The sequence below is a fragment of the Paramaledivibacter caminithermalis DSM 15212 genome, from assembly GCF_900142245.1.
Classification (GTDB): domain Bacteria; phylum Bacillota; class Clostridia; order Peptostreptococcales; family Caminicellaceae; genus Paramaledivibacter; species Paramaledivibacter caminithermalis.
This window is the reverse complement of sequence record NZ_FRAG01000006.1, coordinates 107,022-119,821: the sequence shown is the minus strand read 5'-3', so window position 1 is coordinate 119,821 and position 12,800 is coordinate 107,022. Positions and strand designations below refer to the sequence as shown.

The following is a 12,800-nucleotide window of genomic DNA, read 5'->3' as shown; positions in this document are numbered from 1 at the left end:
GATTGGCTATGTGCAGTAGTAGATTTAAGATTTCCAGAAAATCCATTAAAGATAAACAAAGACGTATGGGACAGTGGAGGAACTATACAAATTCCATACATACTAGATGCCAGTGAATCAGGACATGATAACAGAATTGAATATAAAATATTTGGAATTTCGGCTCTGAAAGATGAAAGTATAAAAGATAGAAAATCATATAATCCACCTAATACAGGTACAGAAATTCATTACGGCATACTTAATGTACCCAATGCTAAAGATTTAATAGAAGAAGATAGCAATGGAATATACATAGAATTTAAAGGGACAATTGGTGTTGTAGTAGATGCCCCAAGCATTGAAGGATATGAATTAGATACAATTAGATCTAGGCTTTGGGATAAACCATGGTGAAGTATTTTGGTACAATTTATATGAAAATCTCTTTGACGATTTGATCTTTGAGAGAACATGGTAAATTAGGAGATATATAATTAAAAAAATAAATGTTGGGGTTATAAACCTTAACATTTATTTTAACATTTTAGGGGCTTTTGTACTAGTTTTAAGGTTTTTAAAAAAAATGAAGGAAATAACTGTTATTTGTCGAATAAATAAATTATACAGCAACTAAATTTCAAGTTATAGCATTGAAATATTTGTAACTAGTCAGGAGGAATGAAGTTGAAGTTTGAAAGAAAAGGTATTAAAAGAAAAATCATTGTTACTTTAATATTAATTTTCTTGATGGGATGCAGTTTTTCATTTGGTGTAGGCTATAGTAAACAAATAACAGCATGGTTTTATAATATTCAGCTTAAGATTAATGGAAGCTATGTGAAGCTAACGAAGGAACCCTTTGTTTATGATGGCTATATATACGTTTCTATAGAAGATGTTTCTAATTATTTAGGATTTGATACTTCATGGGATGATAATGAAAAAACAATAAGTTTAGTTAATAAAGGCTTTCCTTATAATAATACAAATTATAGTTATCAATATAATGCTCCCAGCTATAACTATCCCTATGTCATAATTAATGGGAAAAATATTAAGGATATGGAAAATGAACTTAATACGGATTATGAAAATTATACAGAAGGAAAAGAGGATCTAGAATTTGAATATGATTTAACTGAAAAATCAAGCTACATAAAGCTGACAATGGAAGGACAAAATTTCAAAAAATATTCTACTGAATGGAAAAAAAGAAATGAAGATGATTTCGAGAATTTTGTTGAAGATATTGCTGAGATGATCGCCCATCAGTTTAATAAAGATGTGAATGTTTATGTAAATGATAAAAATTCCAAAAGCGTTGCCAAATATGAATATGATGAAAATAAAAGTAAGTTCAGTGTAAAGTATGAATATGATGATGACATGGACATTGATGATATAGAAGATAAACTTAATGATGATTATAAGGAATATACACAAGGTAGTTCTGATTTGGAATTTAAATATGATTTGAAAGAATATACTAGCTATGTTAAAGTAGATATGGAAGGTCAAAACTTTGATAAAAAATCATCAAAATGGGACGATAGAGATGACAGTGATTTCAGAGATTTCGTTGAAGATATAGCCGAGGAAATTTATGAGGTAATAGATGATAAAAATGTTAAGATTAAGGTGCTAGATGATGATAAAGAGAGAGTAGCCGAGTATAGATATGATGAAGATGATGAAGAATTCGAAAAAGTTTATGAGTATGATGATTAATATTATATAATGAATATGATTCCTCCTGTAGTGTGGTCTTAAATTAAGCTCAGGAGGATTTTTATATTTTAATAATTTAATCCTTTGTGATAGTTTATATTATAGAGGTTTTAATATTTTATAAACTATGTTGTGAACAGGAAATTTTATTTTGTAGAATAAAGGATGGATTTATAATATGATTTAAACTAAAGATGAAGTATAAAATAATAAAAAGAATAAATATACATGATATATATTTTATGGGAGGTAAAATGAATGAACAACGAAGGATTATTATTAGGATTACCATTTAAAACATGGGTTATAGTGGGTGGATTGTTTATCATTTCTGCATTAGGACCATCGATTGTTGCACTGATTTTGAAATATAAGAAGGTGATTTAATAAAATGAATAAAAGTTTAGTCTATTTAATATATTTTACTTTTTATACCTTTGTATTATTATGGGTGGGCAAGGGTGGTTTCAAAAGAACAAGGGATATAAGGGATTTCTACGTTGCTGGAAATAGCCTTGGTTTAAGGGCAAGTATTTTTACATTTGTAGCTACCTGGTTTAGTGCGGCTTCTATGCAAGGTCTAACAGGCACATTGTATGCTTATGGATATTCAGTTATTTTATATTCCGTTGTAGGATGGTTTTTAGGTGCAGTATTTTTAGTATTTATGTCAGTAAAACTAAAGGATTATGATATATTAACGGTTCCAGAATATTTTAGAATTAGATATGACAGTAGACTTCTTCAGGTATTGGGAGGTTTAGTAATTGTAATTTCTTATATTTTATATGTTATTATTCAAATACGGGGATTCGGAATAGTAATGTCTGAGCTTTTAGATATTAATTATACATTATCAATTTTTCTTGTATATCTATTCGTAATATATACAACCTTTGGAGGACTGTTTTCTGTAGCTAGAACCGATGGATTGAATTTTATCTTATTATTTATGGGAACAATGATTGCGGCTTCAATTATATTAAAGAACATTGGAGGATTAACTTTGATGAATGAAAAAGTGGCCCTTATAGCTACAAAACCTTTTATAGATTTTCCATATGTGATAGAGAAGGGTGGTCTTTTAGATCCTTTTTGTAATGGGCTTCAAAGACCTATTATGGTTTTTACAATTTGTCTTGCTTGGGGATTAGGACTGGCAGCAAATCCACAATATGCTATTAGAATATCCTCTGCAAAGGATAAGAAAACTGCTATAAAAATGATATGTCTATCGGTTTTAATATTAGCAGTAATATATGTAGGAATAATAATAATAGGAATAGGGTCGAGGGTTTTAGAGCCAGCCCTTAAAAGTGTGAAATCAGTAGACGAGGTTTTTCCATATATAATTAATAATGTAATATATTCTCCCTTAAGTGGCTTTATATTGATCAGTATAGCTGCAGCAGCCATATCGTCCGCAAATTCACAGCTTCTTATATTAGCAAGCGGTTTTAGCTATGATATTTATAAAAATCTCTTTAAACAAGATATAAGTGAAGAAAAATTATTAAATGTAAATAGATTATTTATATTTTTAGCTGGTACCATTTCATTAATACTATCTATAAATCCTCCTAACAGCTTACTTATATATGGAAGCTATGTTTGGGCTATATTTTCTGCAACTTTTTTATTGCCTTTATATGGTGGATTGTACTGGAAAAAAGCTACCAAGGAAGGAGCTTTGGCTTCTTTTATAGGAGGTCTGGTAATAATAATTTTATTTTTTATAATTAATACGTTTTTAGATTCTTGGACTATCGCTCTACATCCAGTATTGCCAGCTGTAGTTGCAGCATTAATATTATTCTATGTAATCAGTAGAATTACTTATCAGAAAAAAGGTGATTAGTGATGAAATGGGATATAGAAAATAAGATACTTATTCCCTTTATGATTCTAGTAATACTACCAATTTTAATAATAGGTATAGTATCCTATTGGAATGGATATCAACTGCTTTTAAATGATAAAATAAAAAATATTGAAGATAATTTAAATGAACATATATTATTTATTAATACAATAAATGAGGAAGTGGAGAAAAATAATATATCTATTGAATTGGGAAAAGAAAAAGCAATTAGTTATTTCAATGGACTTAATAAAAATGGTATGATTATTTTTGAGGATGATGAGGTGATTCTAAATAATCTCAATGAAGATAGTGAATTCATTAGAAATATCATGAACAATATAATAAAATCTAAAAATAATATTTATAAGAATGATGATATATTTTTTACTTATAGAAATTTTGATAAATGGCAGTGGAAAATAGGATATGGATTGTACAAAGATATTTTCACCGATGAACTTGTAGAAATTCAGAAGCATATTCTTCTGATAGCAATTATTTTTCTTGTGTTTTCTATGCAGGCAACTATTCTTATATCCCATAATATTTCTAAACCCATAAAAATGCTAGCAGAAACATGTTGTAAAATAGGAATGGGAAATTTGAAGGAAAAAATAAGCATAAATAGGGAAGATGAGATAGGTATACTGGCAGAAGCATTTAATAATATGGTTAGCAAGCTTGAAAAAAATACGAAAGAGCTTGTGAAGGTTAAAAAGTTTAATGAAGATATTCTGAGAAGTATTTCAATTGGTATTATAACCGCAGACAAAGATGGTAATATTTTGTCAATAAATAAAACTGGAGAAAGAATTTTAGAACGTAATAAAAGTTCAGAAAGCCTTAAGGAAGCCCTAATGGATCAATTGATAGAAACCCTTGAGAATGAAAAAAGTAAAAATGAAGTTTTAGTGTTAAATAAAATGGATGATCGTAATAGACGTTATTGGGATGTCACTACCTCTTTACTTAGAACTGAAGATAATAAAACGAATGGAGCTATTTGTACCTTTAATGATATTACAAGGAGAAAAACAATAGAGCAAAACATTGAAAGAATAAATAGATTAACGTCTACAGGAGAATTAGCTGCTGGATTAGCCCATGAAATTCGTAACCCTCTTGCGGGGATGAAAATGAGTATTCAAGTTTTAAAGGGAAGATTATGTAAAGAAACGAATGAGTCAAATCTAAATCTATTTAATAGCGTTTTATATGAAATAGATAGATTAAATAATCTTATAACCCAGCTTCTTGATTTTGCAAAGCCCCATGTGTCGAAATATGATAAGACAAATATACTAGAAATACTAAATAAATCATTGGACCTTACTAAAAAGGAACTGAAAGAAAAGGATATAAAGACTAATATACATATAGAGACCGATGAGTTATCGGTATTTATTGATAAAGCTCAAATTGAACAGGTGTTTATAAATATAATAAAAAACTCAATAAATGCCATGAAAAAACAAGGTAAATTGCATATAAAGCTGGAAAATAGTATTAGAGAAAAAATAGAATTTTTAAGCATAACCTTTGAAGATAATGGTTGTGGTATTAAGGAAGAGTACTTAGAAAAAATATTTAATCCATTTTTTACTACTCACTCACAAGGTACAGGTCTAGGATTATCTGTTGTACATAAACTAGTAGTTGAAAATAAAGGAGAAATTGAGGTGGATAGTATTGTTGGTAAAGGAACTAAATTTATTATCAGATTCCCTTTATATGGTGGTGAAATAGATGAAAAAAAGAATATTAATAATTGATGATGAGAAAACTATTTGTTTATCCTTAATGGAGGGGCTAAAAGATCTTGGATATGAAGTAGATTGTGCTCTAGATGCAGGTAGTGGTATTAAAAAAGCTTTTAGTTTTAAGCCACATGTAATATTCCTTGATATGAGATTGGGTAATGAGAATGGTCTTGATCTTTTAAAGAAAATAAAAAATATTGATAATGATACAGAGGTTGTAATTATGACGGCCTATGGAAATATTGAAACAGCAGTTGCTGCCATAAAATATGGTGCATTTGATTATATAAAAAAGCCCTTTGATTTTGAGGAAATAGATATCATCATATCTAAAGCTTTAGATAATTTTAATATGAAAAAGAAGATATATTTGTTAGAGAAAGAAAAAGGGTATGGCGGTAATGCAATTATTGGAAATAGCTTTGCTATGAAGGAAATACATCAAAAGATTGATATACTGTCTAAAAATGATAATGTAACAGTACTTATAAGGGGAGAAACAGGGACAGGAAAAGAGTTAGTAGCTGAAGCAATACATAATAAAAGTGTTAGAAGAGATGGGGCAATGGTTAAGATAAATTGTGGGGCTATTCCAAAGGATCTTGTAGAAAGTGAACTTTTTGGATATGAAAAGAATGCATTTACAGGAGCTGCTTCTAGAAAAAAAGGGCTTTTTGAAATTGCCGATGGAGGAACGGTATTCTTAGATGAACTAGGTGAGATACCTTTGAGGATGCAGACAAAATTGCTTAGATTTTTAGAAGAACGTAGATTTAAGAGAGTTGGAGGGCTTCAGGATATAGATGTAGATATAAGAATAATAGCTGCCACCAACAAAAATCTTGAAGATGCTATAAAAGAAAAGAAATTTAGAGAGGACCTATACTATCGATTGAATGTGATTCCCATAAATTTACCTCCATTACGTGATAGGATGGAAGATATTATATTGCTTGGAGAGTACTTTTTAGACATATATAATAAAAAGTTCAATAAATCAATTAAAGGCTTTAATAATAAAGTAAAGGATAAATTTTTAGCCTATAATTGGCCAGGAAATGTAAGGGAATTAAATAATGTCATAGAACGAATAGTTATTTTATATAATATAGACTTTATTGATATTTGTCATTTACCTTCTGAAATTCAAAATTATAATGAGGATATTAATAGGTCTTTACCAATTAAAGATTTAGATAAAGAAATTTTTGATGAAGAATTTTGCTTAGAGGATAAGATTCAGAAAATTGAAAAGAGATATATAACTATTGCATTAGATAAAGCCCATGGAAATTATTCAAGGGCAGCAAGGCTTTTAGGTATTAGCAGATTTGCATTGAAGAGAAGGGTGAAAAAGTATTTTGAATAGAATGTTTTTTCTAAAACACCTTAGAATAAAGGCTTGAAGACCATGGGGATTTCTAAATTCTGATTAGGTCTTTTAATAAGGATGATGTCTATGAAATGAGCGATTATGCACAAAAGTTGCGAAATCGCTCATTTTATTTGTTCGTAATCGAACACTGTATCTAACTTGCAGTATTCAAACTATTCGCAATATATAAAATATACTTGGCACAAATATTGCGTTATTCATTATAGAAATATATTAATTCAACTTATTGTGCTAGTAAATAAAATTTCGTGTTATTTATCCATACATGAAGGAAAAGGAAATATTAAAACTCCTAAGATAGAAACTGGCACAACAAGTTAATTTAGGGGAGGTATAATATGGAGAAGTCAATAGAAAAAAAGAAGAGTTTTATGGAAAGGTTAAAAACCATGGGACCAGCTGCAATAGTTACAGCTGCCTTTATAGGTCCTGGAACAGTAACAACGTCTTCATTAGCAGGAGCTGGATATGGATATGCATTGCTTTGGGCTATGGTGTTTTCGGTATTTGCTACAATCATACTACAGGAGATGTCAGCTAGACTAGGTATAGTTACTAGGATGGGACTTGGTGAGGCTTTAAGGGAGCAGTTTGAGAACCCTGTAATGAAGTACGTAAGTATTTTTCTAGTTATTTCAGCCATTGGCATTGGTTGTGCTGCCTATGAAACTGGAAATATTCTAGGCGGAGCATTGGGTCTAAAAGCGATTACTGGAGTATCTATGAATGTTTGGGGACCTATTATGGGTATAGGTGCATTTACTCTATTATACACAGGAAGTTATAAATTGATTGAAAAGGTACTTATTGGTTTAGTTGTACTTATGAGTTTGGTATTTATAACTACTGCAATTGTAGTGAGTCCTGATTGGGGGCAGATTATAGCTGGTATGCTTATTCCTTCTGTACCAAAGGGTTCAGTATTTATTGTAATGGCACTTATTGGAACTACGGTAGTACCTTATAATTTATTCCTTCATTCATCAGCTGTTCAAGAAAGATGGAAGGATGCTTCAGGGCTTAGTGAATCAAGGTCAGATATTCTTATTTCAATAATTCTTGGTGGACTTATTACATTATCAATTATTATTACTGCCTCAGCAGCATTCTTTGGAACAGGTATTGGTATAAAAAGCGCAGGAGATATGGCAAAGCAGCTTGAGCCTTTATTAGGACAATGGGCTAAATATTTCTTTGCCTTTGGATTATTCTCAGCTGGCTTATCTTCATCTATAACAGCACCACTTGCGGCAGCATATGCTACATCAGGAGCATTAGGTTGGAAAAAAGATTTTAAGGATAGCAGATTTAAAGCTGTTTGGATGATAGTCTTAATTATAGGTATTATTTTCTCAGCAATAGGGCTAAAGCCAATCTCAGCTATTATTTTTGCACAGGCTGCAAACGGAATACTACTTCCAATAGTTGCAATATTCCTTCTATATGTAATGAATAACAAGAAGAGACTTGGAAAATATGTTAATAGTGGAATAACTAATTTATTAGGCTCAATCGTTGTACTTGTTGCCATCGGACTTGGACTTAGAAGTATTTTAAAGGTTTTAGGATTAATGTAAGCCTAATTATATGCTGGAGATAAGAACCTCCAGTATATATGATTTTTTAAAAAAACTTAAAATTTTGCAAAAAAGTCCTATACCTAAAATATAGATGAAGTAAGTTATAAAAAATTTATAAAATATAGATATTCCAGTAAAATAATTAATTTATACACATCAAAAATCCTTAAAGCTCTGGATATTTTGATATGTATAAATTAAGTTTTGCTATTGGAAATCTATATTATCAGCAATATTTAGGAAAAAGGCGTTAAGGCTTTAATACTTAAAGGGACTATCCAAAAACCTTTAACCTACAACTATAAAACGTCATCACACGCTTTTATCCACATAGAAAGGAGATTAGTAGTATGACTGACCTATCCTTTGAAAAACCTGTTAAAGTAAGGCAACGAATAAGAGAAAATATATTAAAAAAACCAACTTCGGGATTGTGCAGAGGTTATGCCCAAGGTAATTTAGTTATTTTACCAAAGAGCTTAGCTTATGATTTTCTATTATTCGCCCATAGAAATCCAAAGCCATGTCCAGTATTGGAAGTTACAGATGTTGGACAGAGAGAACTAAAATCTATTGCTAAAGGTTCTGATGTAAGCACTGATATTCCAAAATATAGGATATATAAAAAGGGAAGGCTTGAAGGAGAGTATTTAGATATTAAAGATTTTTGGAGAGAGGATTATGTTTCTTTCATATTAGGATGCAGCTTTACTTTTGAATCAGCTCTAATTGATGCAGGAATTTCAGTTAGACATATTGAAGCTGGAAGTAATGTGCCTATGTATATAACTAATATGGAATGCAGGTCTGCTGGTATTTTTTCTGGACCGATGGTGGTTAGTATGAGACCCGTACATGTAGATAATATAGTGAAGACGGTTCAGATAACATCTAGATATCCCAAGGTTCACGGTGCACCTATACATATAGGTGCACCAAAGCTAATAGGCATAAAAGATATATTTAATCCTGATTTTGGAGAACCAGTGGAAATTAAGGAGAATGAAATACCAGTATTTTGGGCTTGTGGGGTTACACCCCAGGCAGTAGCCATGAAGGTGAAGCCTGAAATTATGATAACCCATGCACCTGGTCATATGTTTATTACAGATATTAAAAACTATGAATTAGGAAATTTTTAGTTAAAAGCCTAAATATACTATATTATTAAAAAATAAGATAAAAATTTAGAAGGTGATAACATGTTTAGAGTAGATTTGAATTGTGATCTGGGAGAAGGTTTTGGAAATTACAAAATTGGTAATGATGAAAAAATATTAGATTATGTAACCTCGGTCAATATAGCATGTGGATTCCATGCAGGTGACCCTGTAGTAATGGAAAGAACAGTGAAAATGGCTGTAGATAAGGGAGTAGCAATTGGAGCCCATCCTGGATATCCTGATTTAATGGGCTTTGGAAGAAGAAATATGAATATAAGCTTAGAAGAAGCAAGGGCATATATGATTTATCAAATAGGAGCACTAAAGTCATTTGTTGAAACCTATGGAGGAAAATTACAGCATGTTAAGCCCCATGGAGCCCTTTATAATACAGCGGCAAAGGATTATGAACTTGCAAGAGCTTTAGCAGAGGCTATATATGATGTAGATAAAAATTTAATTTTTATGGGATTGGCAAATTCAGAAATGATAAAAGCAGCAAAGGATATAGGTCTTAAGGTAGCCAACGAAGTTTTTGCTGACAGAGCGTATAACAACGATGGAACTTTAGTATCAAGAAAATTTAAAGGTGCCGTAATACACGATACTGAAGTATGTATAAGCAGAGTACTGAATATGGTAAAAAAAGGATTGGTAAATGCCATAGACAATACTGAGGTAATGTTAAAAGCAAATAGTATATGTGTACATGGAGACAATGAAATGGCTGTAGAATTTACAAAAAATCTTAATGAGAGGCTTGTGGAAAATGGAATAGCTTTAAGAGCTCTAAAGGATATTATATAATAATATTTTTGCCTAAGAGAATGACCCCTTAACTCTCAATCTTAATCTATACTAAAAAGGATTGACCATAAATGGAATCTTAATCTGACAAAGTATCGTAGGTTACTTTGTCGTCGAGAAAGGATTGCTTGCAATGTATGAGAAAATAAAATTTGTGCCATCTGGAGATAGTGGATTAATTCTAGAGGTTGGCAATGAAATATCAAAAGATATAAATAAGAAAATAAGAGCTTTAGGCTATTGTATAGAAGAAAAGAAACTTGATGAGATAATTGAAATTATTCCTACTTATACAACTATTTTAATAATCTACGATTCTATAAAGTCGTCATATAAAGAATTAGTTGAAAAATTAAATGACATAGAAAAATCAATAAATAATATTAAGCTTCCTCCAGCAGAAGTAATCCATATACCAACATTATATGGTGGAGATTATGGTATGGATTTGGAAAATGTAGCTAAGCATAACGGATTAACAAGGGATGAAGTTATTGATATCCATAGCAGTCCCAATTATTTAGTATATATGCTTGGATTTACACCAGGATTTACTTATCTAGGGGGAATGTCTGAAAAAATTTCTACACCTAGGTTAGAAATACCTAGAGAAAAAATCCCTGCTGGATCAGTTGGGATAGCTGGAAGTCAAACAGGTATATATCCTATTGACAGTCCGGGTGGATGGCAGATAATAGGACGAACTCCCCTAAAATTATTTGACCCCGAAAGGAATCCTTCTGTACTCTTAAAGGCTGGACAATATCTAAAGTTTGAACCCGTAAATGAAGAAGAATATCATACTATTTGCAAGAAAATTATAGAAGATAAGTATGATATTAAAAAGACAATATTGAAGGGGGAAGAATAAGATGAGCAGCTTGAGAGTAAATAATCCTGGTTTACTTACTACTATTCAAGACGATGGAAGGATAGGCTATGAGAAATATGGGATGCCCACAGCTGGAGCCATGGATATTCTTTCATTACAGCTTGGAAATATATTAGTTGGCAATGATCGATATGAAGCTGCCGCTGAAATCACATTTATAGGTCCAGAAATAGAATTTTATGAAAACCTTATCATTGCAATAACAGGAGCAGATATATCTCCAACAATTAATGGAAAAGAAATTGAGATGTATAGTACTGTTTATATAAATAAAGGTGATATATTAAGATTTGGCACTCTTAAAAAAGGATGCAGGGCATACTTGGCAGTATCTGGAGGATTTGATCTTCCACAAATTATGAATAGTAAATCCACATATCTTAGGGGAAAACTGGGAGGAGTAGAAGGCAGAAAGCTTAAAAAGGGAGATATTCTTCAAGTTAATATAAATAAAGGGTATAAATATTTAGGTGTCAGAAGAATTCCTAAGAATTTTATACCCTATTATGGAAGTCAATATACAGTTAGAGTTATTATGGGACCTGAGGATTATAGATTTACAGGGAAAGGGATTGAGACATTTTTAAATAGTGAATATACTTTATCTAATCAATGTGACAGGATGGGATATAGATTAAATGGCCCTAAAATTGAACACAGGAACGGAGCAGACATAATATCAGGAGGCATTACCCTTGGCGCAATACAGGTACCTGGTCATGGGGAACCTATAATCATGATGGCTGATAGGCAGACTACAGGTGGATATACAAAGATTGCAAATGTTATTTCCGTTGATATACCATATCTTGCTCAGCTTAAGGCAGGTGATAGGGTAAGATTTCAGCAAATTAATATAGAAGAAGCTCAGACACTTTTAAAAGAGAGGGAAGAGAAATTGTTAAAGCTAGTTTATGATTTTGAAAAAACTACTAAAAAGGTAATAGTTAAAAACAGTATAAACTTGAAAATAAGATCGAATGGTAAGAAATTTAATGTAGGAATTCAAGAAATAGAGTGAAAATTTTAAAAAAGTATTGACAATTCTTTAAAAGGACAGTATACTTATAATCAATCACAAAATTGAATATTTAATCTCTTATCCAGAGCGACTGAGGGAACTGGCCCTATGAAGTCCAGCAACCAGTACAAATATGTACAATGGTGCCAAATCCAGCGGTGAAAATACCGACAGATGAGAGCAAAAGGTAAAAAAACCTTCTCTGATGTCAGAGAAGGTTTTTTTAATAGCCAAAGAACTCAAGCTTTTTTGTAAGAAATTACATACTTGAATTTAATTAAATTCAAATAACAGAAAATAAATGCAAACTATTACCAGTAAAATTTTAAAAGCAGGAATTAAGGTTTTTTATACCTAAAAGAATGACCTTAAAACTTGGAACATGGAACTTGTAACTAAAACGCATTGTCAGATTCCTTTGTCATAGCAATATAAATATATAGAACTTAAACTTTACAGCTTACAACTTCATAGAAATTCTTATCCAGAGTGACTGAGGGAACTGGCCCTATGAAGTCCGGCAACCAGTACATTTTGTACAATGGTGCTAATTCCAGCGGTGTTATACCGGCAGATGAGAAAGCTGAGATCAAAGCCTTTTCCATTG

General features: G+C 31.1%; 11 protein-coding genes and 2 riboswitches. All 11 genes read left to right on the top strand.

The genetic code is table 11. The annotated features are described in order from the left end of the window. Positions 1-396: hypothetical protein (locus BUB36_RS19585; RefSeq protein ID WP_165613024.1), on the top strand; the 396-nt coding region annotated here is incomplete at its 5' end. 270 nt (positions 397-666) lie between these two features. After that, positions 667-1,710, top strand: a complete 1,044-nt coding sequence (locus tag BUB36_RS04065) for a stalk domain-containing protein (protein ID WP_073147292.1) — start codon at positions 667-669, stop codon at positions 1,708-1,710. A gap of 258 nt (positions 1,711-1,968) precedes the next feature. Further along, entirely contained in the window at positions 1,969-2,097 is a 129-nt protein-coding gene (locus BUB36_RS20335; protein ID WP_278247802.1) for a hypothetical protein, read from the top strand. Between the two features lie 4 nt (positions 2,098-2,101). After that, positions 2,102-3,568, top strand: coding sequence for a sodium:solute symporter family protein (locus tag BUB36_RS04060; protein ID WP_073147290.1), 1,467 nt, complete (start codon positions 2,102-2,104; stop codon positions 3,566-3,568). Between the two features lie 2 nt (positions 3,569-3,570). Then, entirely contained in the window at positions 3,571-5,346 is a 1,776-nt protein-coding gene (locus BUB36_RS04055; RefSeq protein ID WP_073147288.1) for a sensor histidine kinase, read from the top strand. Then, positions 5,321-6,703 (top strand): sigma-54-dependent transcriptional regulator, encoded by a 1,383-nt coding sequence (locus BUB36_RS04050; protein WP_073147286.1) that lies wholly within the window; start codon positions 5,321-5,323, stop codon positions 6,701-6,703. The genes BUB36_RS04055 and BUB36_RS04050 overlap by 26 nt, the downstream gene beginning before the upstream one ends. Before the next feature lie 365 nt (positions 6,704-7,068). Continuing rightward, positions 7,069-8,307 (top strand): Nramp family divalent metal transporter, encoded by a 1,239-nt coding sequence (locus tag BUB36_RS04045; RefSeq protein ID WP_073147284.1) that lies wholly within the window; start codon positions 7,069-7,071, stop codon positions 8,305-8,307. 353 nt (positions 8,308-8,660) lie between these two features. Then, positions 8,661-9,452 carry a putative hydro-lyase gene (locus BUB36_RS04040; protein ID WP_073147282.1) on the top strand — a complete coding sequence of 264 codons (792 nt, stop codon included), beginning with the start codon at positions 8,661-8,663 and terminating at the stop codon, positions 9,450-9,452. A 60-nt stretch (positions 9,453-9,512) separates the two neighbouring features. After that, positions 9,513-10,280: a LamB/YcsF family protein gene (locus BUB36_RS04035; RefSeq protein WP_073147280.1), complete on the top strand. Its 768-nt coding sequence runs from the start codon at positions 9,513-9,515 to the stop codon at positions 10,278-10,280. 133 nt (positions 10,281-10,413) lie between these two features. Continuing rightward, on the top strand, positions 10,414-11,151 hold the full coding sequence (pxpB, locus tag BUB36_RS04030; RefSeq protein WP_073147278.1) for a 5-oxoprolinase subunit PxpB: 738 nt from the start codon (positions 10,414-10,416) through the stop codon (positions 11,149-11,151). Between the two features lies 1 nt (position 11,152). Further along, on the top strand, positions 11,153-12,193 hold the full coding sequence (locus BUB36_RS04025) for a 5-oxoprolinase subunit C family protein (protein WP_073147276.1): 1,041 nt from the start codon (positions 11,153-11,155) through the stop codon (positions 12,191-12,193). Positions 12,194-12,268: 75 nt separating this feature from the next. After that, positions 12,269-12,374, top strand: a riboswitch (SAM riboswitch). Positions 12,375-12,670: 296 nt separating this feature from the next. Continuing rightward, positions 12,671-12,774, top strand: a riboswitch (SAM riboswitch). The last annotated feature ends 26 nt before the right edge of the window (positions 12,775-12,800 follow it).